Here is a 22,517-nt window from a genome sequence, read left to right on the forward strand (position 1 = left end):
AGGATCAGCTCTTGAGCGCCTTCGCCGTGTCATCACGCAGGCGCTGCAATTCGAGCATTGCTTGATCCAACTGTTTGCGTTGCTCGGCCAGCTCTTCCAACTGTCCGTCAGCCAGTTCAATCCATGCTTTCATCTGCACGTCGGTGCCTTCTTTTTCATAGATCAGCAACCACTGGCGGATGTCCTCTAGGGAAAAGCCAAATTTGCGGCCACGCAAAATCAGTTTCATGCGCGCGCTGTCGCGTGGGCCATAAAACCGCGCCCGTCCTTCGCGGTCGGGTTTCAAAAGCTCGATATATTCGTAATAGCGCAACGTGCGTGGTGTCACGTCGAACTTGGCACACATTTCTTTGAACGTCAGGCGTTGCGCTGCCATGGTCACTCTCCCTTTGGACAGGCTAGAACCAAGGCGTGCCAAGCGCAACAGTTGGCCTTGCCCTTTGTGCGCACCGGCCTGATAAAGGGCAAAATCGGCGGACAGAGGCGCATACAATATGTCTGACAAGATCAAAATGGCCCGCCAGTTCATCCAGGCGCTGCCTCATTCCGTGGCACTGGGGATGGAGGTGGTGGATCTGGATGATGGCACCGCTGTCATCTCAATGCCCTATGCCGAAAAACTGATCGGCGATCCAAAGACCGGTGTGGTGCACGGCGGCGCGGTATCGGCGTTGATGGACACCTCCTGTGGGGCCGCCGTGATGAGCCACCCAAGCCATCCTGCAGGCACGGCGACGATGGATCTGCGCATCGAATACCTGCGTGCGGCCAAGCCGGGCCAGACGATCACCACCCGCGCGACCTGCTATCATGTGACCCGTTCGGTCGCATTCGTGCGGGCCACGGCGACCGACGAAGATACGGACAATCCCGTGGCCACCGCCACCGGCACCTTTACGGTGGAGGGGAAACGATGACCACGCAGCCCAAAAGACGCCCGCCCGAGCCTGTCCAGGTGATCAAACAACGCCGCGACGGGGTGCTGCGCGCCATGGTCGAAGGTGTGCCCTATGTTCAGTTTCTCGGCATCCAGTTTGAGCGGCGCGGTGATGAGCTGACGGCTGTCCTGCCTTTCTCGGAAACGTTGATCGGCAATCCAATTCTGCCGGCGTTGCACGGGGGTGCCACTGCGGCGTTTCTTGAGGTCACTGCAATCATTACCTTGAGCTGGGGATTGATCTGGGAAGATATGGAAAGCGGCGCGCTGGATGTGACCCAGCTTGATCAAGACCATCTGCCCAGACTGCCCAAGACGATTGATTTCACGGTTGATTATCTGCGCTCAGGCCTGCCCCGTGATGCCTATGCGCGCGCGCGGATCAACCGGTCTGGCCGGCGCTATGCCAGCGTCCATGTGGAGGGTTGGCAAGACAAACGTGCCAAACTTTTTGCGCAGGCCACGGGGCATTTTGTCATGCCCCAGCGCGAGTAAATGGCGGAGCCCATCGGCGCAGACGAGATGCACGCGGTGAAAAAAGGCGTGAGTGACCCACGCGATGTGGTGACCCACCGCCGGGTCCTTAACATCGCGATCCCGATCGTGATTTCAAATGCCACCGTTCCGATCCTTGGCGCGGTGGACACTGGCGTTGTCGGTCAATTGGGGCTTGCTGCACCGATTGGGGCCGTGGGTCTGGGTGCGATAATCCTGACTGCGCTCTACTGGGTTTTCGGGTTTTTACGCATGGGCACCGTTGGCCTGACGGCGCAAGCTGCGGGCAATGATGATACGGCCGAGGTTGCCGCCTTGCTGACCCGCGGTCTGTTGATTGGCGCGGGGGCCGGGGCGCTGATTGTGGCCCTGCAAATCCCGCTCTTTTGGGCTTCATTCTCTCTCGCGCCGGGATCGGCCGAAGTGGAAGGGCTGGCACGCCAATACATGGCGATCCGGGTCTGGTCGGCGCCTGCGGCAATCTCGCTTTATGCCATCACCGGCTGGTTGATCGCTCAGGAACGCACCCGTGCTGTTTTGGTCATTCAGGTCTGGATGAACGGTCTGAACATCGTGCTGGACCTGTGGTTTGTTCTTGGCCTCGACTGGGGTGTGCAGGGCGTGGCCACTGCCACCTTTCTCGCAGAATGGAGCGGCGCGCTGCTGGGCCTGTGGTTTTGCCGGGCGGCTTTTGCCCTGCCGGATTGGCGTAACTGGGTACAGGTGTTCGACCGTCCACGTTGGGTCCATATGATGCGCGTCAACACAGACATCCTGATCAGGTCGCTTCTGCTTGAGGCCATGTTCGTGTCGTTCCTGTTCATGGGATCCGGTCTGGGTGATGTGACACTGGCGGCCAACCAGGTGTTGCTGCAGTTTTTGATGATCACCGCCTATGCTCTGGATGGCTTTGCCTTTGCCGCAGAAGCACTTGTGGGCCGGGCACTGGGGGCAAGACAACGCAACGAGCTGCGGCGGGGCGCGCTGCTGACGTCTGGGTGGGGGCTGATCATCTGCGTGTTAATGACATTCGCCTTTGCAGCCGCTGGAGGGCCGATCATTGACCTGATGGCCAAAGCCCCCGAGGTGCAGGACGCGGCCCGGTCCTATCTGCCCTATATGATCGCCGCCCCGCTTGCGGGATGTGCGGCATGGATGCTGGATGGGATATTCATTGGGGCCACGCGGTCACGCGACATGCGCAACATGATGGCGATATCCTTTGCCGTCTACGTGGTGGCCGCGCTGCTTCTTGTGCCACCGCTGGGCAATCATGGGCTTTGGCTGTCGCTGCTGATTTCTTTTGTGGTGCGCGGAATCACGTTGGGTCTGCGCTATCCGGCGTTGGAAAGAGCGGCGGGTTAGAGGTTTTCTGGTGAGAAGTCACAATGACGACCGTGCCGCGCCTTGGGTCGCTTGCAGGGCTGTTACAGCAGGTCTTTCACAGCCTCAGGTGGTCGCCCGATCACCGCGCGCGCGCCTTTGACTGCAATGGGGCGCTCGATCAGAATCGGGTGGGCGGCCATTGCGGCAATCAGATCGGCATCGTCTGTGTCTGCGCGCAAACCCAGCTCTTTAAAAACAGCTTCGCCCTTGCGCATCATCTCGATGGCGGGCGGGTTGCCCAATGCGGCCAGTGCTGCGTCCAGCTCGGAAATGCTGGGCGCATCGTCGAGGTATTTGCGGATCGTGACCGGGTGGCCTGCCGCCTCGATCAACGCCAGTGTCTGGCGCGATTTTGAACACCGCGGGTTGTGCCAAAGTGTGATCATAGCCAATCCTCGCGTTTGCTGCCCACTGCATCGGCCACAGTTTCAAATCCGTCTTGGGCCAAATGCCGGTCAAGCCCGTTGGCGATGTCGGCAACCAAGGACATGCCACCATAAACCAAAGCTGTATAAAGTTGGACCGCGGATGCACCGGCACAGATTTTGGCATAGGCATCCTTGGCCGAACTGATGCCACCAACGCCGATCAAGGGGATATCGGTCAACGTCGACAGCCACGCCAATACCCGTGTCGATTTGTCAAATAGCGGCGCACCAGACAGGCCGCCCGCCTGATCGCGATGCCCGCTTTGCAGGCCCTGACGATCAAGCGTGGTATTGGTGGCAATGATCGCGGCAACGCCCGTGATTTCGGCCACCTCGGCAATATCTTCGATTTCATCCGGCGTCAGATCGGGCGCAATTTTTAGAAACACAGGTGTTTCACCGCGCACCGCCATCACCCCGTCCAAAAGCCCGGCCAACGCCGCCTTGCCCTGCAAATCGCGCAGCTTTTCTGTGTTGGGAGAAGAGACGTTGACCGTCGCAAAATCCACATGGTTTTTCGCCGCTTCCATCACGCGTGCAAAATCGGCAGCGCGGTCGGTGCTGGTCTTGTTTGCACCCAAATTCAGGCCCACGGGAATACCCGAACCGCGCCGCGCCAGGCGCGCCACAATCGCATCCGCGCCCTCGTTGTTGAACCCAAACCGGTTGATCGCCGCGCGGTCTTGGGTCAGTCGAAACAGGCGTGGCTTTGGGTTGCCCGGCTGGGGCAAAGGCGTGGCGGCCCCGACCTCAATAAACCCGAAACCTGCGCGCGACAGCGGCGCAATCGCACTGGCGTTCTTGTCAAACCCCGCCGCCAGCCCCACCGGATTGGGCAGGGTAAGCCCGGCAAGTGTCGTCGCCAGACGCGGCGTTGATATGGGTCCGGGGCAAGGGGTCAATCCCATCTGCAAGGCGCGGATCGCCAATCCATGTGCGGCTTCGGGATCAATGCGGTGCAGGGCGCTTAGGCCCATCCGCTCCAGCAGGGTCATCATCAGGCCTGCGCCACTACGCGCTGGCCTCTGCCAGACCCACCGGAAACTGGTGCACGCCTTTCTCAATCGGCAAAGGCTGCGCCCAGACGACATCAGCCAGGGCCAACTTTCGATAGAGATGCGGGAAAAGCGCGTCACCGCGTGACTTTTCCCACTTGAGCGCACTGCCGGCTAAATCCGCATCCACGGCGATCAAAAACAACCCCGGAGCATCAGCGAAATGCTTGGCTGCTGTTTCCTCAACCTGTTGGGCTGTTGAAAAATGCACATAGCCATCAGCGATATCAATCGGCGCACCGGGTGTTTCACCATTTTTGCGCAATGCAGCCCATTCATCAGACCGAAATATTTTGAAAATCAACATGTCCCAAGTGATGGACCGGACCCTGGTGGCCGTCAAGAGCGGGCAAGCTGAAATTCGCCTGATACTCTGGCAAGGTCCGGGCACCCCCGAGCTTGACGTAGCGAGAGGCGACATGCGGCCAACAACTGCTTTGACTCGAGGCACAGCAATCGCCACCATGCCAACATCACATTCCAACGGGGGAAAACCGATGAAACGATTCCTAACAGCCACGGCGGCGCTGGCCTTGACCAGTGGTATGGCCGCTGCCGACTACAGCCTGACCATTCTGCACACCAACGACTTCCATGCCCGCTTTGAACCAATCAGCAAATATGACGGACCATGTTCAGCCGAGGACAACACCGCAGGTGAATGTTTTGGCGGTTCCGGTCGTTTGCAAACCGCGATCACAGAAGCGCGCGCGCGCACCAATAACGCCATTCTGGTGGATGGCGGCGATCAGTTTCAAGGCACGCTCTTTTACACCTATTACAAAGGTGCCCTCGCTGCTGAGATGATGAACCAGATGGGCTATGACGCGATGACCGTGGGCAACCACGAATTTGATGACGGCCCCGAAGTTTTGCGCGGATTCATGGATGCGGTTAACTTTCCGGTGCTGATGTCGAACGCGGATGTGTCGGCAGAACCGCTTTTGGCGGACAAGCTGGCGAAATCCACAGTGATCGAACGCGGTGGTGAAAAAATCGGCCTGATTGGCCTGACACCTGAGGACACAGATGAACTGGCGTCACCCGGTGATAATGTCACGTTCTCCGATCCCGTTGCCGCCGTGCAAGGCGAGGTTGACAAGCTGACCGCCGAGGGCGTGAACAAGATCATCGTGCTCAGCCACTCTGGCTATCTGACGGACCAAAGGGTTGCCGCAGAAACCACAGGTGTTGACGTGATTGTGGGCGGCCATTCCAATTCGCTGCTGTCAAACACCAACGAGCGTGCCGATGGACCCTATCCAACAATGGTGGGTGCCACAGCGATTGTGCAGGCCTATGCCTATGGCAAATTCCTGGGTGAATTGAACGTGACCTTTGATGACGCGGGCAATGTGACCGCAGCCACGGGCGAGCCTTTGATCATGGACGCAGCCGTGACCGAGGATGAGGGAACCGTTGCGCGTATCGCCGAAGCGGCCGCACCGCTGGAAGAAATCCGTAGCAAAGTTGTGGCAGAAACCACCGAAGCGATCGACGGTGAGCGCGACAACTGCCGCACCAAGGAATGCGCGATGGGCAACCTTGTGGCGGATGCGATGCTGGACCGGGTCAAGGATCAGGGTGTCGAGATTGCAATCGCCAACTCTGGTGGTTTGCGCGCGTCCATTGATGCGGGCGAGGTGACAATGGGCGAGGTGCTGACGGTGCTGCCGTTCCAGAACACGCTGTCGACCTTTTCTGTAAGCGGTGCCACTGTCATTGCCGCACTGGAAAACGGCGTGAGCCAACATGAGGAAGTCGCAGGTCGGTTCCCCCAGGTGGCCGGTCTGAGCTATGCGTTTGATCCAAAGGCCGAGGTCGGCAGCCGCATCAGCGATGTCATGGTCGGCGGTGTGCCGATTGATGAGGCCAAGATGTACGGCATGGTTTCAAACAACTATGTCCGCAACGGCGGCGACGGGTACGATATGTTCAAGACCGCCCAAGACGCCTATGATTTTGGCCCCGATCTGGCTGATGTCACAGCAGAGTTTCTGGCCAAAAACGGTGCCTATACACCCTATACGGACGGCCGGATTGTGATGAAGTAAATCAGCACACAGGTCTCAAGACAAAGGCGCGTCCTATCCGGGCGCGCCTTTTTTCATCTCAATAGCAATTCTACTTGCCTGGTTTGGTTTTTGACCTGGTCGCTTCGCGGATCGATCGAAACTGATCTTGCGGGCGTCGCACCACGTTGCTGCTTTCCATTGTTTGCAAAGTGGATGTGCGCCCGGCAGTGGCGGGTTGGAAGTTCGATTTTTCTGCGTCAGCCACACTGTCGCGTTTGCGTATCCGCCAGATCGTATAGCCGATGACCATGAAATGAGAACAAGAGGTGACCAAAAACAAGGCGCGAATACCAATGCCTGACATGGCAAATCCTGCCACCAGAGGCCCGATGATGGATCCCATACCATAAGTGAGCAACAGGCCGCCGGAAATCTGGATGGCCGTACCGGGTTCGGCGTGATCATTGGCATGGGCGACGATCACCGGATACATCGCATAGATCGAACCGCCCAGAAGGGCCGCGAGGATAAGGTTAATAATCCGCCCTTCCGGGGCCAGCAGGATGAATGCCAAATCTGCGATCAGGGCAATCGCCGCGACCGCGATCAGGACCCTGCGCCGGTCGGTTTTGTCAGACCACACGCCAACCGGGATCTGAATGAACGCCCCCGCAAGGATCGGAACAGATGTAAAAAGCGCCACTGATGCCAACGTCAGCCCAACCTTTGATGCATAAACCGCCGCCAAAGTGCCAAAGGCGGCATTCGAGACACCGACCCAGAAGACCGCAAAAACCGCGACCGGTGAATTGCGCCACAGGCTTCGGATGTTAAGCTTGACCGAGACAAGCGGTGCCGGTGTTTTCGTTGAACTGATCGCGGTCGGAACCAAGGCCATGCAATAGAAAATTGCCCCCAAGGCAAAGAACACAAAACCGTTCGGATCGCCCAGCGTCAACATCATCTGACCGGCGGTGCTCGCCCCAAGGTTGACCATTGTATAGACGCCAAAAATGCGCCCGCGCGCCTCTGGTGCGGCTTGCTCGCTTAGCCAGCTTTCGACGATCATCGCGGCCCCAGCAAAGCAAAACCCGCAAACACCACGCAGTGCGATCCATGCCCATGGATCGATCACAATGGCGCTGACAAGGATTGAAATAGCTGCAATTGCGGCCATTGCGCCAAAAGATCGGATGTGTCCGACCCGCGCCACAAGCGGCGATGTCATGATGCACCCAGACACATAGCCCAAGGCCCAACCGGTCCCCAAAAGCCCCAATGAGACATCACTGAAGCCCTCATTTGTGCCCCGGATGGGCAGGATCAGACTGTTGATTCCCCCGGCAAACAGCAAAAAAGCGGACCCAAGCAAAAGCGCAGTGACGGGAAGGAACTGTCTGATCATATCGCGTCCTGACAATGTATGGGCCCTTGAGCGTTGTTCCTGTCTGCCAGAAATGGAATAAAAGTGAAACCAATCCCTGTGGGTCTGATCAACTCAGGTGCCCTCAACCAGGGTCATGAATTTGAGATTTCTGGCGCAAAGTCAGACCATAGGATCGCGCATCAAAAAGCGAAGACCCCAGCGCGGCATCGGTGAGAAAGGACAAAACATGTGTGGACGTATGGCAGTGACATTGCCCCATGACGCAATGTCTCAACTGTTTGCTGCAGCGCCCGCAAACGATTTGCCCAAGGTGCCAGACTACAATGTATGTCCGACAACGGATGTGTTTGTGGTGACCTCCGATGACGGGCGGCACAGGCGTCTTTCAGCGATGCGATGGGGGCTTATCCCCACGTGGTACAAAAAACCAAACGACGGACCGCTTTTGATCAACGCGCGCGCCGAAACCATCGCGGAGAAACCGGCCTTTCGCGCCGCCGTGCGTGCCCGGCGCGGGCTGATCGTGGCAAGCGGATTTTATGAATGGACCAAAGACGAAAGCGGCGCGCGCGACCCGTGGTATATCACCCGCCAGGACGGATCACCCTTGGCCTTTGCTGCCGTCTGGCAGGACTGGGGTCAGGCCGATGGTGACCAAATCTCAACCTGTGCCATTGTCACTACGGCGGCAAATGCGCCAATGTCTGCCATCCACCACCGGATGCCGGTCATTCTGGAACCTGAGGACTGGCCGCTGTGGTTGGGCGAGGCAGGCAAAGGGGCTGCACCACTGATGCGGGCATCAAAGGACAACGTTCTGGAATGGCACCGGGTTGGCCGGGCGGTCAATTCCAACCGCGCATCCGGACCGGAGTTGATCGAACCATTTTAAAGCAGGAAAAGCCCCACCTGCACTCAGCAAGCGGGGCGCTTAAATCAGTTCGCCAGATGGCGTTAGCCAGCGTCTTCGTCAAGCGGTGCGGTGTCAAAGGACACAGCGCCTTCCATCACCACGGTGTCCAGTGCGATGTATTCCGAATCGACCTCGCCTTCATCTTCGGAAACCGCGGCTTCTTCGAAGGTGGCGACAAAGCTCAGCGGCGTATTGGCGGTGATGGGCAGCGTATAGTCATCATCGGTTGCCAAGGCCTCGCTGACCCAGCTTTCATCGGCGCTGGCGAGCGTGATGAGTTCTTCGCTGTTATTCAAGAAGTGGATGGAATCACCCGGCTTCACATAGGTCACGGCAGGAAAAAACCCGCCATCCATGATCAGAACTGTGTGGACTGTGTCAGCCTGCGCGGTTGTGGCCATGAATGATGTGGCAACAGCAACGGCGCAGAGACCTTTGCTAAATTTCTTAAGCATGACAAATGCTCCTTGTAACGGCCCCACCCGGTAACAGACAATTCTCAATACTGGTTAATTGAGGCGAAATTTAGGCAAAGCAGCCAATTTTCGGTAAGGGTTTTCAGGATTGGCGCTGGCAAATCACGCCTCGGATGCTGTCTTATCATCTTGATCGGCCAGACTGGCGGACGCCTGATTTGCCAACCACATCCGAAAGGATGACAAGGCCGCCCTTTCGGCGCGGCCTTGGGGCCAGACCAGATAATAATTTCCAATGCTTTGAGTGGTTTGCGCCGAAGCAAGCACCAGTTGACCATCGCGCAGATATGGCTCTGCAAAAAATGTCGGCAACAAGGCGACGCCCAGCCCGTGAATGGCGGCCTGCGCCATCGTGGCAAATTGATCGAACATCATGCCGCCCGTTGGCGCGCCATCCACGCCAAGGGCAGCAAACCACCGCACCCATCCACGCGGCCGGGTCTCAAGGTGCAACAATGTCAGACCCAACATATCCGCCGCCTGCGACACCGGCGCATCCAACAGGTCTGGCGCGCACACAGGCACAACAGTTTCCGGCATCAGCGGCAAATAATGCACGCCCGGCCAGTCTTCGTGACCGAAATGAATGGCGGCATCGAATTGGCTGTCCTGAATGGCAAAAGGCTGCAATCGCGTGCTGAGGTTCACGGTGACTTCTGGATGGGCGCGCGCAAAATCCGCCAGCCGCGGGGCCAGCCAATGCATGCCGAAGGCCGGCAGAATTGCGAGGTTCAGCAACCCGCCCGTGGGGTTCGTGCGCGCCGAAACAGAGGCATGCGCCAGTCGGTTCAGAATGTCCCGGACTTCCACAACATATGAATGCCCCGCCTGTGTCAGCGTCAGCTGGCGCCCTTGTCGCGCCAAAAGATCAACGCCCAATTGATCCTCCAAAGTCTTGAGTTGGCGGCTGATCGCGCTTTGCGTTAGCGACAATTCCTGCGCTGCTTTGGTCGCAGAGCCAAGGCGCGCCACCGCTTCAAACGCGAGCAGGGCAGAGATGGACGGCAAGAATCGGCGTGGCGCGATCATATGAGTTTTTCTCATGAATACAGGATAAAGCAGCGATAGAGTTCTGATGCCAGATTTGCAATACTGCGGCCAAATCCGCAGTATGTCAGGAGATACCCCATGAACGCTGAAGCCCCCGTTTTGCGCGCCAAAGATGCCCCCGATTTAGGCACATTCGACTGGTCGGACCCGTTCCGCCTGTCGGATCAGCTCAGCGAAGATGAGCGTATGATTCAGGACAGCGCCCGCGCCTATGCGCAGGAAAAGCTGCAACCACGTGTCATTGACGCCTTTGCCAATGAAAAAACCGACGCCGGCATCTTCAAGGAGATGGGTGAGATGGGCCTGATGGGCATCACCATCCCCGAAGAATACGGCGGGCTGGGCGGCAATTACGTGTCTTACGGTCTGGTTGCACGCGAGGTTGAGCGGGTGGACAGTGGCTATCGTTCGATGATGTCGGTACAAGCCAGCCTCGTGATGTATCCGATCTACGCCTATGGATCCGAAGCGCAGCGCAAGAAATACCTGCCCAAATTGTGCAGCGGTGAATGGATCGGATGCTTTGGCCTGACCGAACCGGATGCGGGGTCTGACCCTGCGGGCATGAAAACCCGCGCTGTCAAAACGGCAAACGGGTACAAGCTGACCGGGTCCAAGATGTGGATTTCAAACGCGCCGATTGCAGATGTGTTTGTGGTCTGGGCCAAGTCTGAAGAGCACGGCGGCAAAATCCGGGGCTTCGTTCTGGAAAAAGGCATGACAGGGCTGAGCGCACCCAAGATCGGCAACAAATTGTCTTTGCGCGCCTCAATCACCGGCGAGATCGTGATGAAAGATGTTGAGGTGGGCGAGGACGCTTTGCTGCCGCATGTCCAGGGTTTGAAAGGACCGTTTGGCTGTCTGAACCGCGCCCGCTATGGCATTTCATGGGGCGCGATGGGGGCTGCTGAATTCTGTTGGCACGCGTCGCGGCAATACGGGCTGGACCGCAAGCAATTCAACAAGCCGCTGGCCCAGACGCAGTTGTTTCAAAAGAAACTGGCGGACATGATGACCGAGATTTCGCTGGGGCTGCAGGCTTCATTGCAGGTCGGGCGGTTGATGGACGCGGCCAATGCGGCACCCGAAATGATCTCAATCGTGAAACGCAACAATTGTGGCAAGGCATTGGACATTGCGCGCATGGCCCGTGACATGCATGGCGGCAACGGCATTTCCGGTGAATTTCAGGTGATCCGACATATGATGAACCTTGAGACGGTGAATACCTATGAGGGCACGCATGATGTGCATGCACTGATCCTAGGGCGCGCTCAAACCGGGCTTCAGGCGTTTTTCTGAAGATGGCATGAGGGGGCTATTTTTCCCTTCATCCCCGCCAATCTGAATAATTGAAGCCAAAAACAAACAAGGGCAGATATGGATCGCGTATCTATTGTGCACGAAAATTTCCTGGTGCGGGTGCGCGCTCAGGATTTTCCGGCTTCTGAGGGGAATGCGCAGGCATTGACTGCCGAGGATGCGCTGGGCCTTTACCGCGCACAGGTGCTGTCCCGAGCCCTCGATCTGCAAAGCCGCCTGATGCAGAAAGAAGGGCAGGGGTTCTATACAATCGGATCAAGCGGGCATGAGGGGATGGCGGCCGTCGCCCATGCCTTGCGCCCTGATGATATCGCGTTCCTGCATTACCGGGATGCGGCCTTTCAGATCGCGCGGGCCGATCAGCTTGGCCACCAGAGCATGATGCGGGATATGTTGCTGTCATTTGCATGCGCATCCGAGGATCCCATCAGCGGCGGACGGCACAAGGTCTTGGGGTCAAGGACTTTGATGATCCCGCCGCAAACCTCCACCATCGCCAGTCATCTGCCCAAGGCGGTGGGCGCGGCGCACAGTATCACCCTGGCGCGCCGCAACCGGCCCGAACATGCGATCCTGCCCCGCGATGCCATAGCGATGTGCAGCTTTGGCGATGCGTCGGCCAACCATTCCACCGCACAAGGGGCGATCAACGCCGCCTGCTGGACCGCTGTGCAGGGCGTGCCGCTGCCGCTGCTTTTTGTTTGCGAGGACAATGGCATCGGCATCTCAACCAAGACGCCGGCCGGCTGGATCAAAGGCTCGATGTCACAGCGCCCCGGCCTGAAGTATTTCGAAGGCAACGGTCTTGATCTTTTTTCTGCCCTTGCAGCCGCAAAAGAGGCCGCCGCTTGGGTCCGCACCCATCGTAAACCCGCGTTTTTGCATCTGCGCACCGTGCGCCTGTATGGCCACGCAGGGCCTGACGTGGTCACATCTTATCTGCCCCGCGCCGAAGTGGAAGCGGATGAGGCACATGATCCATTGCTTTATTCTGTGGGCGCTTTGGTGGCATCAGGTGCGACGACCGCGCCAGAGGCATTGGCGATCTATGAACAAACACTTGCAGATGTTGCAGAGGCGGCCAATGAAATGGCCGAAATCCCGCGCCTGAAAACCGCGGGCGACGTAATGGCCAGCCTGATCCCGCCGCCCCGCCGCAACGCACCAAGCAATGGCCCCACGACCGAGGCACGTCAGGTGGCCTTTGGCGGTGACATGGCGCAGATGGACACAGCCCAACCGATGTCACGTCTGATCAACTGGGCGCTGCATGACCTGATGCTGTCCTACCCCGAGACACTTTTGATGGGCGAAGATGTGGGCCGTAAGGGGGGCGTTTACGGGGTAACACAAAAGCTGCACGCCCGCTTTGGCCCGGCGCGCGTCATTGACACGCTTCTGGATGAACAAAGCATTCTGGGCCTCGCCATCGGCATGGCCCACAACGGCTTTATCCCGATGCCGGAAATTCAGTTTCTGGCCTATCTGCACAACGCCGAGGATCAGCTGCGCGGCGAGGCGGCAACGCTGCCGTTTTTCTCAAATGGTCAATGGACCAACCCGATGGTGCTGCGCATTGCTGGTCTGGGATATCAAAAAGGCTTTGGCGGACACTTTCATAACGACAATTCCCTCGCCGTTCTGCGCGATATTCCGGGGCTGATCATCGCCTGCCCCTCAACCGGAGAGGATGCCGCATTGATGCTGCGCGAGGCGCACCGCCTTGCCCGCGAGGAACAGCGTGTTGTGGTCTTCGTTGAACCCATTGCGCTTTATCCAATGCGCGACCTGCTGGAACCGGGCGATGGCGGATGGATGCGGACCTATCCGGCACCGGACCGTCGCATCGCATTGGGCGATGTTGGGGTGCACGGCGATGGGGACGACCTTGTTATCGTCACCTACGGCAATGGCCACTACCTCAGCCGTCAGGCACAATATGATCTGGCAGCGGCCGGAGTGGATGCACGGGTGATCGATCTGCGGTGGCTGGCCCCTCTGCCGGTTGATGCGTTGCGCGCTGCGATCGGCGCGCGCCCTGTTTTGATCGTTGATGAATGCCGTCGAACCGGGGGGCAGGCAGAGGCACTTATGGCGCTTTTTGCCGAAGAGGGGATCACCCGGATGGCCCGGTTGACCGCCGAAGACAGCTTTATCGCAACCGGTCCGGCATATGGGGCAACGCTGCCGTCACGGGCTGGCATTGTGGCCGCTGCGCAGGCTCTTTTGAGCAGAGAATGACGGGCGTCTGATTCGCGCTTGCGCGCCTCACAACCCCAAATCATTGCTTATATGACTCGAAATTCGCGACAAAGCTCCAATGGATTTTTGCCTCAATTCAACCACTTACCGCTCCCTATGCTCAGCTTTTTCTATTTTTTGCACACGTGTGCAAAAATCTGTTGTAAAATTTCCGAACTTGACCCACCGTAAGGATACGCCGCGCTTTGGCGGGGATCAGGGGGATCACATGGCTGAAATTCAACTGCGCAACATCAACAAGCGTTGGGGCAGCTTTGTGGGGGTCGAGAATTTCGATCTGACCATCGCGGACGAGGAATTTCTGGTTCTGCTTGGCCCGTCAGGCTGTGGCAAGACAACGACGATGCGGATGATTGCGGGCCTTGAGGACATCACCGAAGGCGATATCCTGATCGACGGCAAGGTCGTCAATGATCTGGACCCAAAAGACCGCGATGTGGCGATGGTGTTCCAATCCTACGGTCTTTATCCGCACATGAACGTGTATGAGAATATCCGGTTCCCGCTCAAGGTCCGCAAGGTGCCCGAGGCGGATCATGATGAACGCGTGCGCCGCGCTTCTGCGATGGTGGAACTGGACGAATTCCTGCACCGCAAACCCGCCGAACTGTCAGGCGGTCAGCGCCAGCGTGTCGCACTGGCACGCGCCATTGTGCGGGAACCAAATGTGTTCCTGATGGACGAACCACTGTCGAACCTCGACGCAAAACTTCGGGTTTCAACCCGCGCACAGATCAAGAACCTCAGCCATGAACTCAAGGTCACCACCGTTTATGTGACCCACGATCAGATCGAGGCGATGACCCTTGCCGATCGCGTGGTGGTGATGAAACAGGGCAAGGTCCAGCAAGTCGGCACCCCGACCGAGATTTACGACAATCCGGCGAATACCTTCGTTGCGTCCTTTATCGGCTCACCTGCGATGAACCTGATGGACGGCACGATCAGCGGCGGCACCTTTAAGGGCAAGAATGTTGAAATCAAAGGCCTGAAGGCTGCTGACTGCGAGGTCACGTTGGGTTTCCGCGCCGAGGATGCCGAAGTGACCCCGACAGGCAACAAAGGCCAGATCACCGCACCAATTTATACCATCGAACTTTTGGGAGACGCGGTCATGCTGGCCGTGCGTGCAGGTGGACAGCTGGTCTCCGTCAAGGCGGGCAAGGATTTCCGCGCAGATATCGGGAGCGAGATTTCATTCTCTGTCCCCGCCGACATCTGCCACATATTTGATCGTGCCACAGGTGAACGCGTCTGAATGCGATTAATTGCCCCTGATCTTGGGGGCCAAACCAAGGGTGCAGCCTTGCAAGATGCACCCAACACCATGCAACAGGGAGTTTGCACATAATGTTGAAGAAATTAGCACTTGCCGGCGTCGTGTCCTTGATGGGCACAACCGTCTGGTCCGCCTGCGCTTTTGAAAATACCACCGAGGTCAAATCGCTTTCGGCGGGCTTTGAGGCGTGGAAAGCTGTCACCGATGCGATGGCCGAATGTGGTAATGTTCAGGCTGAGCTTGATCAGGAATTCCGCACAAAACAACCTGCCGCATTTGAGGCCAACCCGGCGCTTTATCAGATCGGCGGAGTCTCCAACGGGACGATCACGCCGCTTTTGAATGCGGGAACAATCCGTCCGCTTGATGATCTGGTTGCCAAATATGGTCAGAACCTTGCGCCGAACCAGTTGATCAAGATCGACGGCAAAATCATGGCCGTGGCGATGATGGTGAACACCCAGCACCTGATGTACCGCGAGGATATTCTGTCTGATCTTGGCATTGCCGTGCCAACCACATGGGACGAAGTTTACGCCGCAGCCGAAAAGATCAAAGAGGCTGGCGTGGTCGAGTACCCGCTGGGGGCGACGATGAAATCCGGCTGGAACCTCGCACAGGAATTCGTGAACATGTACCCCGGCTTTGGCGGTCAATTGTTCAATGACGACAACACCACAGCCGTTAATTCCGAGGCAGGTATCAAAGCGCTGGAAACGATGAAAGCGGCATTGCCGTTCACGGATCCAGAAGTCTTGAACAGCGACAGCACAACCGTGCAGCAGCAATTCCAGCAAGGCAAAATTGCCATGGCGAACCTTTGGGCCAGCCGTGGTGGCGCGATGGATGATGCCGCCGAAAGCAAGGTCGCCGGCAAAGTGAAAATGGCCGCAGCACCCATTGCCATGGACGGCGGTGCCCCTGCGACGACATTGTGGTGGGACGGTATCGTGATTGCCACCAACATCAGCGATGAAGACGCGGACGCCGCTTTCCGTGTCGCGATGGAAGGCATGGACGAAGAAATGGTCACCGCCAACAACGAGGCGGCGATCTGGTTGATCCCGGGCTATGTGCCGGGCCCGCTGGCCAAAGGTGCTATTGATACAGCCACGGCCAACCCGGCCCCGCCCGCCTATCCCTCAACAACGCAGATGGGTCTGTTGCACACTGCACTTGGCAACGAAATCCCCGCCTTTCTGACAGGTGATCGTGACGCCGCTGCAACCCTGACCGCCATCGAAGAAGCCTACACAACTTCTGCAAAAGAAGCGGGCGTTCTGAAATAAATCACGCGCGGCTGGCCGGAGAAACCCCGGCCAGCCCACCTTGCCAAACCACCCGACAGGGCGGGTTTCGTTGGGGGCACCCTGAATGTGCCCCCTGCCAAGACCGCAAAGATCACGCGATCTGCTGCCGAAGCGCCGGCAACCACCAAGGGGATATGTCATGAAGTTCAAAACCTTTGCAGCCTTTGTCGGCCCGTCCGTTTTCATGATGATCCTGTTCATCGCGCTGCCGTTGATGAGCGTGTTCATGGAGAGTTTCAAAAACACCTATGACATGCGTGAACCGATCGAGGTGGAAACCTGCACACCCGGATTTCTGACCCAGACCTGCGTGACTGAAGTCAAAAACGTCCCCAAGCTTGGTGAGGATGGCAAGCCGATCAAGATCACCGAATGGGTGGGCTTTGAAAGCTATCGGTCCGTTTTGCAGATGGACAAATTCTGGGCGGCAATTGGGTCCGGCAATCTGGGTGACATCCTGCAAATCGACTTTTGGAAGGCACTGCGGTTCACCCTGATGTTTACCCTGCTGACGCTGCCATTGGTGATTGGCGTTGGGTTGCTGATCGCGCTGACGGTCAACAATGCGGCGCGGTCGGTCAAAGGCCCGGTTATCTTTGTTTCCCTGTTGCCCTTCATTATCACGCCGGTCATCGGGTCGCTGTCGATCTATTGGCTGTTCGTGGGTGACGGCATTCTGACCTCAATGATGGAGCGTTGGACAGGCACCAACATTTCAATGTTTGCCCAAGCCTGGACCATTGAACTGTTGATGTATTTCTATCGCGTCTGGCATGTGGCCCCTTTTGCCTTTGTGATTTTTTATGCGGGCCTGCAGTCGGTCAATATGGACACGCTGGAATCTGCGGTGATCGACGGGGCCAGCCGTTTGCAACGTCTGCGGCATGTGATCATCCCGCACCTGATGCCGCTGATTGTCTTTATCGCCATCATTCATCTGATGGACTGCTATCGCGTGTTCGAGGAAATCGTCGGCTTTCGCTCACAGGCACATGTGATCTCGCTGCAATGGCTGACCTATGATTTTCTGGTACCGGACGATGCGGGCAACCGCGCCATCAGCCGCGCCTCTGCCTCTGCGATGTTGACCATGATTGGAATTGTCCTGCTGCTGATCTGGCCGCTGCGCCGCACTTGGCGTGACCACAAAGGGGGCGCGCACTGATGATTGTCGAACAAAACACGACGCCGTCTTTCAACCAAAGGAGCGCCACGACATGAGTTCAACCTCCAAGGCCATGCGGCAATCTTTTGGCCTGCGCTTTGCCTCAGGCGCATTCCTGACCTTCTGGTGTGTGATCGCTGCCTTCCCGATTGCGTGGATCGCGATCATGAGCTTCAAGTCCCCGGTTGATGCCTTCGCAGACAGCCCGTGGGACGTGATCATGGGCCCCGCCACCCGCGCCAACGGCGATGGTTTGTCAATTCTGGATATCGTGGTGGGGCTGGTTGTGCTCTATTTCGCGATCCGCTGGGCCTTTACCAAACTGCCGGGGCTGGTGACGCAATACGCGACCGGTCCGTTTTTGGTGCTTGGCTGGCTCGTCGGTGCGGCGGCCTATGCGCTTGTGTTCGTGCTGATCTTCTTTGGATTGCTGCCGCTGATCATGGGGCCGATCAACGGCCTGCTTGGCCCTTTGGGCGAACCGGTCCTTGGTATGACCTCGCAACATTACGTTTCGGTCTGGGCGGAGAACGAATTCTACCGCAACTTCCTCAATTCGATGTTGGTGACAGCAGGCGTTGTCACCATCTCGCTGACCGTTGGTACCTTGGCAGGGTATGGCTTGGCGCGGTCCGGGTCTGACTTAGCTTTTTGGTTGCTGATCCTTGCGTTGATTTTCCGCGCCCTGCCACATTCGGTACTGGTCGCGGGCTATCTGCCATGGTTCATCAATTCCGCCGAAATCCTGCGCCCGATCTTTGGTGACATTTCGCCCACGCTTTATGGTCAGCCTTGGGCCGTGATCGCGGTACTTGTGTCGATCAACCAGCCGTTCACAATCTGGATGCTGCGGTCGTTCTTTCAAAACATCCCGTCTGAGTTGGATGAGGCGGCGCGCGTTGATGGCTGTTCTCACTTTCAGGCGTTTCGCCGGGTGATCATGCCGGTGATGTGGCCCGGCGTCATCACAACTGGCCTTTTCAGCTTCCTTTTGGGGTATAACGATTTCCTCGTGACCTCACTGTTGCTGGACGCGCAAAACCAGACGATGGTGCCGGCGATTGCGGGATATTTTAACCGCGAAACCACAACCACCGATCAGGTAGAGGCCGTGGCCGCCGCCGTGTCCATCACCGCACCGCTGTTTTTATTGGTGATGGTGTTCCAGCGCCAGATCGTGTCGGGGCTGACCGCCGGGGCGGTGAAGGGATGAGCGATTTCTTTTCAACATTCTGGTGCCTGCCATGAAAGGCGCACGCCCTGAGCAGGCCGTGCTGAGCCGCGACACGGACATGTCCAAAACGGACGAAACCCGTGCAGTGATCGAAAACATGGTGGATGGTCTCAACGATCACACCATCGACGGGATTGGTGCGTTCTTTCATGACAGCTTTCGCTGGATGGGCAATCAGGGCTGCGGCACCAAGACCGGGCTGGCCGAATTTCAGGACAATTGGCAACGCCCGTTTCAGGCCGCTTTTTCGGACAAGGTTTGCGTGGACGAGGCGCGCCTCTTCATGGGCGAATGGGCGGCTGCCTTTGGCCGCCAGGAAGCCACCCATTCTGGCAAATTCATGGGTATCGACCCCACAGGCAAGCGGGTGGAAATCAGGTACATGGATTTTTGGAAAGTCGAGGATGGCCGCATTTCCGACAATTGGGTGATGGTCGATTTTCCGCATGTGTTGGCACAGCTTGGTGTTGACGTGTTCAACGGCGAAGGCTGGGAAGCCTTTGATCGCGGCGACAAAACCGCGCCGCGACCGGCATGATTTACGAGGTAGAAAATGACGATTGAATATCTAAAGCGCGGCAAATCCGACGCGGAGCGCAGTGAAGATGACGCCAAGACACGGGCCGTGGTTGAGGCGACGCTGAAAGACATCGAGGCGCGTGGTGACAAATCTGTGCGCGCGCTGAGCGAGAAGTTTGACAATTACTCCCCGAAAAACTTCAAACTGTCGCAAGGTGAAATTGAAGCATTGATGGCCCGCGTCACCCCGCGCGAAATGGCGGACCTCAAGTTTGCCCAGGATAACGTGCGCCGCTTTGCGCAGGCGCAGCGCGATTCAATGCTGGATATCGAAATTGAAATGCAACCCGGCGTGATCCTGGGCCACAAGAACATCCCGGTGCAATCGGTGGGCTGTTACGTCCCCGGTGGCAAGTTCCCTATGGTCGCGTCGGCCCATATGTCGGTGGCAACGGCATCGGTCGCCGGTGTACCGCGCATCATCGCCTGCACCCCGCCTTTCAACGGGGAACCGAACCCGGCGGTGATCGCCGCGATGCATCTCGGCGGTGCACATGAGATCTATGTGATGGGCGGCATTCAGGCTGTTGGGGCGATGGCCATCGGTACCGAAACGATTGATCCTGTGCACCTTCTGGTCGGACCCGGCAACGCCTTTGTCGCAGAGGCCAAGCGGCAATTGTTCGGGCGCGTGGGCATTGATCTGTTTGCGGGGCCAACTGAAACCATGGTGATCGCCGATGAGACGGTCGATGCTGAAATCTGTGCGACGGACCTTCTGGGGCAGGCTGAACATGGCTACAACAGCCCCTGCGTCTTGCTGACCAACTCGCGCAAACTGGCCCAAGAAACACTGCGCGAAGTTGACCGGCTTTTGGATATCCTGCCCACTGCCGGCACGGCGCGGGTAAGCTGGGCAGATTACGGTGAGGTCATCCTCTGCGACACCTACGAAGAGATGCTGGCCGTCGCCGATGATATCGCATCAGAGCACGTCCAGGTGATGACCGACCGCGACGATTGGTTCTTGGAAAACATGACCTGTTATGGCGCGCTGTTTCTCGGTGCGCGCACCAATGTGGCGAATGGCGACAAGGTGATCGGCACCAATCACACGCTTCCCACAAAAAAGGCAGGGCGCTATACCGGGGGGCTTTGGGTCGGCAAATACCTCAAAACGCACAGCTATCAAAAGATCACCACCGATGCGGCCGCGGCTGAAATCGGGGCCTATGGATCACGCCTTTGTATGCTGGAAGGGTTTGTCGGCCATGCCGAGCAATGCAATGTCCGGGTCCGGCGGTATGGGGGTGTGAACGTCCCCTATGGTGAAGCGGCCCCGGTGGGTGAGGCGGCGGAATAGGGCAGATGCGCGTGTTTTAAGGGATACCGCCATGCATAGCGGAGGCCAATGGCGACCCTCTCAAATTCTCTGAATTAGATAGGCAACAAAGAAAAGATATGGACAGGCATTCCAACCATAAAACACTCATCGCCCCCCTCAGGGCAGCGATGTATGATTTCGAAGAGCGGACCGTGCGCGCGGCCTTTCATGACATCTGTGCCGAAGATGTGGTGTTTCGGCTAGCTTACCCGTTCGAAAGTACGGTTGGGGTCGATGCCTATTTTGACAAGGCTTATGGGCCTCTTTTCCATGCCCTGCCGGATCTGGAGCGGCGCGATACCATAGTGATGGCGGGGCCAACGCCCGACGGCAACGACTGGATTGGGTGCGGCGGGTTCTATTGCGGCACGTTCAGCGCGCCTTGGTTGGATATCCCTGCGACTGGGCATCTGGTGCACATGCGGTTTCATGAATTTTACCGGGTGGTCGACGGCAAGATCGTCGAGATGCAGGCGCTCTGGGACATACCGGAAGTGATGATGCAGGCAGGAGCATGGCCGATGGTGCCATCGTTGGGCCGCGAGTGGCACATTCCCGGACCCGCCAGCAATGATGGGATCGTCCCCGGTCCCTATGATGCGGATCAGGGGCGCGCGACCTGCCAGCACATCATCGACATGTTGGAACATCTGAAACGACACCCAAGCCAAGGTGGCCCTGAGGTGATGGAAATGCCGCGCTTTTGGCATCCTCGGATGAATTGGTACGGGCCGGCAGGCATCGGCACAGGCCGGGGCATTGCAGGGTTTCGCAACTGGCACCAAAAGCCGTTCTTGGCGGGCATGCCCGACCGGGGCCAATATGTGGATGAGATCACCTACCACTTTTTTGGTGACCGCCAGTTCGCCGCCGTCACCGGATGGCCGGACATGTATCAGTCAATCAGCCATGGCGGATGGCTTGGTATTGCACCAACAGGCAAAAAGATCGAAATGCGCAGCCTTGATTTCTGGCGGCTTGAAAACGGGTTGATCCGCGAAAACTGGGTGTTGGTTGACATGCTGCACATGTATGATCAGATCGGGGTGGATGTGTTGGCGCGCATGCGCGAGTTCAACAAAGCACGCCCCGGATTTGACCCTGAAACCGGAGTGGCGTCTTGACCCAGTTGCCCAAAACACCGTCTTTTGACCTTACCGGCAAGCGCGCGCTTGTCACTGGTGCATCCTCTGGCATTGGTCTGGGGTGTGCGGTGGCATTGGCCGAAGCGGGCGCGCATGTGGTCTGCGCCGCACGCCGCCTGGATGTCTTGCAAGCGTCAGTAGATGCGATGGCGGCCCAAGGCTGGTCGGTCGAAGCACTTGGCCTCGATCAATCTGACCTTGGCGCAATTGATGCGGCCTTTGATCGGCCATTTGATATCGTGTTGAACTCGGCCGGACTGGCGCGGCATTCAGCGGCAATCGACACCCAACCGGATGATTTTGACGCGGTAATGGATCTGAACGTGAGGGGGGCGTATTTCCTGTCAGCGGCGGCAGCGCGCGCGTTGATGGCGGTACAAAAGCCCGGATCGATTATTCATATCAGCAGCCAGATGGGCCATGTCGGCGGCATTGACCGCGCGGTCTATTGCGCGTCGAAACATGCGGTGCAGGGCATGGTCAAAGCGATGGCCGTGGAATGGGGCAAGGCCGGTATCCGGATCAACACGATATGCCCCACCTTCATCCGCACCCCGCTGACCGAAGCGACGTTCAACAACCCTGAACGGCTTGCATGGATCATGGACAAGATCAAACTGCCGCGTGTGGGCGAGGTTGCCGATATCATGGGGGCCGCCCTGTTTCTGGCCTCTGATGCCTCTGCGATGGTCACCGGCACGTCGATGATGATCGACGGCGGCTGGACGGCGGACTGATGGCTATGGGTGCGCGA

General features: G+C 57.8%; 22 protein-coding genes. 15 read left to right on the plus strand and 7 right to left on the minus strand.

Annotation, left to right across the window (positions count from 1 at the left end; all coding sequences use genetic code 11):
- Positions 1-4: 4 nt before the first annotated feature.
- A complete protein-coding gene (locus C1J02_RS04045; protein ID WP_114880359.1) occupies positions 5-376 on the minus strand; it encodes a MerR family DNA-binding transcriptional regulator in 372 nt (123 codons plus the stop codon).
- 118 nt (positions 377-494) lie between these two features.
- On the opposite strand from C1J02_RS04045, the gene C1J02_RS04050 reads away from it, so the two are divergent.
- Genes C1J02_RS04050 through C1J02_RS04060 form a run of 3 tightly spaced genes read left to right on the plus strand, consistent with a single transcriptional unit; the run spans position 495 to position 2,797 of the window.
- Positions 495-917 (plus strand): PaaI family thioesterase, encoded by a 423-nt coding sequence (locus C1J02_RS04050; protein WP_114877384.1) that lies wholly within the window; start codon positions 495-497, stop codon positions 915-917.
- Positions 914-1,432, plus strand: a complete 519-nt coding sequence (locus C1J02_RS04055) for a PaaI family thioesterase (RefSeq protein WP_114877386.1) — start codon at positions 914-916, stop codon at positions 1,430-1,432. Before C1J02_RS04050 ends, C1J02_RS04055 begins: the two co-directional genes overlap by 4 nt.
- Before the next feature lie 27 nt (positions 1,433-1,459).
- Complete coding sequence (locus C1J02_RS04060) at positions 1,460-2,797, plus strand: MATE family efflux transporter (protein ID WP_254693265.1); 1,338 nt, start codon at positions 1,460-1,462, stop codon at positions 2,795-2,797.
- A 62-nt stretch (positions 2,798-2,859) separates the two neighbouring features.
- Here the strand turns inward: C1J02_RS04060 and arsC are convergent, their stop codons facing one another.
- The 3 genes from arsC to C1J02_RS04075 are packed head-to-tail and all read right to left on the minus strand — an operon-like array spanning position 2,860 to position 4,608.
- Positions 2,860-3,204 (minus strand): arsenate reductase (glutaredoxin), encoded by a 345-nt coding sequence (gene arsC / locus C1J02_RS04065; RefSeq protein ID WP_114877390.1) that lies wholly within the window; start codon positions 3,202-3,204, stop codon positions 2,860-2,862.
- Positions 3,201-4,241 (minus strand): quinone-dependent dihydroorotate dehydrogenase, encoded by a 1,041-nt coding sequence (locus tag C1J02_RS04070; protein WP_114880360.1) that lies wholly within the window; start codon positions 4,239-4,241, stop codon positions 3,201-3,203. The genes arsC and C1J02_RS04070 overlap by 4 nt, the downstream gene beginning before the upstream one ends.
- 16 nt (positions 4,242-4,257) lie before the next feature.
- Positions 4,258-4,608, minus strand: a complete 351-nt coding sequence (locus C1J02_RS04075; RefSeq protein ID WP_114877392.1) for a DUF952 domain-containing protein — start codon at positions 4,606-4,608, stop codon at positions 4,258-4,260.
- 190 nt (positions 4,609-4,798) lie between these two features.
- Between C1J02_RS04075 and C1J02_RS04080 the strand changes: the two genes are divergently transcribed.
- On the plus strand, positions 4,799-6,355 hold the full coding sequence (locus C1J02_RS04080; RefSeq protein ID WP_114880361.1) for a bifunctional UDP-sugar hydrolase/5'-nucleotidase: 1,557 nt from the start codon (positions 4,799-4,801) through the stop codon (positions 6,353-6,355).
- A gap of 70 nt (positions 6,356-6,425) precedes the next feature.
- On the opposite strand, the gene C1J02_RS04085 is transcribed toward C1J02_RS04080, so the two are convergent.
- Entirely contained in the window at positions 6,426-7,721 is a 1,296-nt protein-coding gene (locus C1J02_RS04085; protein ID WP_114877394.1) for an MFS transporter, read from the minus strand.
- 208 nt (positions 7,722-7,929) lie between these two features.
- On the opposite strand from C1J02_RS04085, the gene C1J02_RS04090 reads away from it, so the two are divergent.
- Positions 7,930-8,595, plus strand: a complete 666-nt coding sequence (locus tag C1J02_RS04090) for an SOS response-associated peptidase (protein ID WP_114880362.1) — start codon at positions 7,930-7,932, stop codon at positions 8,593-8,595.
- 62 nt (positions 8,596-8,657) lie between these two features.
- Here C1J02_RS04090 and C1J02_RS04095 read toward each other — a convergent pair whose 3' ends face one another.
- Positions 8,658-9,071: a hypothetical protein gene (locus C1J02_RS04095; protein ID WP_114877396.1), complete on the minus strand. Its 414-nt coding sequence runs from the start codon at positions 9,069-9,071 to the stop codon at positions 8,658-8,660.
- A gap of 123 nt (positions 9,072-9,194) precedes the next feature.
- Complete coding sequence (locus tag C1J02_RS04100; RefSeq protein WP_114877398.1) at positions 9,195-10,121, minus strand: LysR substrate-binding domain-containing protein; 927 nt, start codon at positions 10,119-10,121, stop codon at positions 9,195-9,197.
- Positions 10,122-10,220: 99 nt separating this feature from the next.
- Here C1J02_RS04100 and C1J02_RS04105 point away from each other — a divergent pair, with 99 nt between their 5' ends.
- The 10 genes from C1J02_RS04105 (at position 10,221) to C1J02_RS04150 (ending at position 22,500) form a co-directional block, all read left to right on the plus strand.
- Positions 10,221-11,444 carry an acyl-CoA dehydrogenase gene (locus C1J02_RS04105; protein ID WP_114877400.1) on the plus strand — a complete coding sequence of 408 codons (1,224 nt, stop codon included), beginning with the start codon at positions 10,221-10,223 and terminating at the stop codon, positions 11,442-11,444.
- A 78-nt stretch (positions 11,445-11,522) separates the two neighbouring features.
- A complete protein-coding gene (locus C1J02_RS04110) occupies positions 11,523-13,706 on the plus strand; it encodes a thiamine pyrophosphate-dependent enzyme (RefSeq protein WP_114877402.1) in 2,184 nt (727 codons plus the stop codon).
- A gap of 229 nt (positions 13,707-13,935) precedes the next feature.
- The gene (locus C1J02_RS04115; RefSeq protein WP_114880363.1) at positions 13,936-14,985 is read left to right on the plus strand and encodes an ABC transporter ATP-binding protein; all 1,050 of its coding nucleotides are present in this window, start codon (positions 13,936-13,938) and stop codon (positions 14,983-14,985) included.
- 92 nt (positions 14,986-15,077) lie between these two features.
- Positions 15,078-16,295 (plus strand): ABC transporter substrate-binding protein, encoded by a 1,218-nt coding sequence (locus C1J02_RS04120; protein WP_254693197.1) that lies wholly within the window; start codon positions 15,078-15,080, stop codon positions 16,293-16,295.
- Positions 16,296-16,455: 160 nt separating this feature from the next.
- Positions 16,456-17,481 carry a carbohydrate ABC transporter permease gene (locus tag C1J02_RS04125; RefSeq protein WP_114877404.1) on the plus strand — a complete coding sequence of 342 codons (1,026 nt, stop codon included), beginning with the start codon at positions 16,456-16,458 and terminating at the stop codon, positions 17,479-17,481.
- 52 nt (positions 17,482-17,533) lie between these two features.
- Positions 17,534-18,694 carry a carbohydrate ABC transporter permease gene (locus C1J02_RS04130; protein ID WP_114877406.1) on the plus strand — a complete coding sequence of 387 codons (1,161 nt, stop codon included), beginning with the start codon at positions 17,534-17,536 and terminating at the stop codon, positions 18,692-18,694.
- Positions 18,695-18,725: 31 nt separating this feature from the next.
- Positions 18,726-19,253: an ester cyclase gene (locus C1J02_RS04135; protein WP_114877408.1), complete on the plus strand. Its 528-nt coding sequence runs from the start codon at positions 18,726-18,728 to the stop codon at positions 19,251-19,253.
- Positions 19,254-19,268: 15 nt separating this feature from the next.
- Complete coding sequence (gene hisD, locus C1J02_RS04140) at positions 19,269-20,597, plus strand: histidinol dehydrogenase (RefSeq protein ID WP_114877410.1); 1,329 nt, start codon at positions 19,269-19,271, stop codon at positions 20,595-20,597.
- A 149-nt stretch (positions 20,598-20,746) separates the two neighbouring features.
- The gene (locus tag C1J02_RS04145; protein WP_114877412.1) at positions 20,747-21,742 is read left to right on the plus strand and encodes an ester cyclase; all 996 of its coding nucleotides are present in this window, start codon (positions 20,747-20,749) and stop codon (positions 21,740-21,742) included.
- Positions 21,739-22,500 (plus strand): SDR family NAD(P)-dependent oxidoreductase, encoded by a 762-nt coding sequence (locus C1J02_RS04150; protein WP_114877413.1) that lies wholly within the window; start codon positions 21,739-21,741, stop codon positions 22,498-22,500. The genes C1J02_RS04145 and C1J02_RS04150 overlap by 4 nt, the downstream gene beginning before the upstream one ends.
- Positions 22,501-22,517 lie beyond the last annotated feature (17 nt).

The organism is Sulfitobacter sp. SK011 (genome assembly GCF_003352065.1).
Taxonomy (GTDB): Bacteria; Pseudomonadota; Alphaproteobacteria; order Rhodobacterales; family Rhodobacteraceae; genus Sulfitobacter.

Excerpts from the sequence above, each read along its gene's own strand:
- C1J02_RS04045 (WP_114880359.1), bottom strand. The coding sequence starts at position 376 with ATGGCAGCGCAACGCCTGACGTTCAAAGAAATGTGTGCCAAGTTCGAC.
- C1J02_RS04085 (WP_114877394.1), bottom strand. The coding sequence starts at position 7,721 with ATGATCAGACAGTTCCTTCCCGTCACTGCGCTTTTGCTTGGGTCCGCT.
- C1J02_RS04135 (WP_114877408.1), top strand. The coding sequence starts at position 18,726 with ATGAAAGGCGCACGCCCTGAGCAGGCCGTGCTGAGCCGCGACACGGAC.
- C1J02_RS04100 (WP_114877398.1), bottom strand. The coding sequence starts at position 10,121 with ATGATCGCGCCACGCCGATTCTTGCCGTCCATCTCTGCCCTGCTCGCG.
- C1J02_RS04105 (WP_114877400.1), top strand. The coding sequence starts at position 10,221 with ATGAACGCTGAAGCCCCCGTTTTGCGCGCCAAAGATGCCCCCGATTTA.
- C1J02_RS04075 (WP_114877392.1), bottom strand. The coding sequence starts at position 4,608 with ATGTTGATTTTCAAAATATTTCGGTCTGATGAATGGGCTGCATTGCGC.
- C1J02_RS04080 (WP_114880361.1), top strand. The coding sequence starts at position 4,799 with ATGAAACGATTCCTAACAGCCACGGCGGCGCTGGCCTTGACCAGTGGT.
- hisD (WP_114877410.1), top strand. The coding sequence starts at position 19,269 with ATGACGATTGAATATCTAAAGCGCGGCAAATCCGACGCGGAGCGCAGT.
- C1J02_RS04130 (WP_114877406.1), top strand. The coding sequence starts at position 17,534 with ATGAGTTCAACCTCCAAGGCCATGCGGCAATCTTTTGGCCTGCGCTTT.
- C1J02_RS04070 (WP_114880360.1), bottom strand. The coding sequence starts at position 4,241 with ATGACCCTGCTGGAGCGGATGGGCCTAAGCGCCCTGCACCGCATTGAT.
- C1J02_RS04120 (WP_254693197.1), top strand. The coding sequence starts at position 15,078 with ATGTTGAAGAAATTAGCACTTGCCGGCGTCGTGTCCTTGATGGGCACA.
- C1J02_RS04115 (WP_114880363.1), top strand. The coding sequence starts at position 13,936 with ATGGCTGAAATTCAACTGCGCAACATCAACAAGCGTTGGGGCAGCTTT.
- C1J02_RS04060 (WP_254693265.1), top strand. The coding sequence starts at position 1,460 with ATGCACGCGGTGAAAAAAGGCGTGAGTGACCCACGCGATGTGGTGACC.
- C1J02_RS04090 (WP_114880362.1), top strand. The coding sequence starts at position 7,930 with ATGTGTGGACGTATGGCAGTGACATTGCCCCATGACGCAATGTCTCAA.
- C1J02_RS04050 (WP_114877384.1), top strand. The coding sequence starts at position 495 with ATGTCTGACAAGATCAAAATGGCCCGCCAGTTCATCCAGGCGCTGCCT.
- arsC (WP_114877390.1), bottom strand. The coding sequence starts at position 3,204 with ATGATCACACTTTGGCACAACCCGCGGTGTTCAAAATCGCGCCAGACA.
- C1J02_RS04125 (WP_114877404.1), top strand. The coding sequence starts at position 16,456 with ATGAAGTTCAAAACCTTTGCAGCCTTTGTCGGCCCGTCCGTTTTCATG.
- C1J02_RS04055 (WP_114877386.1), top strand. The coding sequence starts at position 914 with ATGACCACGCAGCCCAAAAGACGCCCGCCCGAGCCTGTCCAGGTGATC.
- C1J02_RS04110 (WP_114877402.1), top strand. The coding sequence starts at position 11,523 with ATGGATCGCGTATCTATTGTGCACGAAAATTTCCTGGTGCGGGTGCGC.
- C1J02_RS04095 (WP_114877396.1), bottom strand. The coding sequence starts at position 9,071 with ATGCTTAAGAAATTTAGCAAAGGTCTCTGCGCCGTTGCTGTTGCCACA.
- C1J02_RS04145 (WP_114877412.1), top strand. The coding sequence starts at position 20,747 with ATGTATGATTTCGAAGAGCGGACCGTGCGCGCGGCCTTTCATGACATC.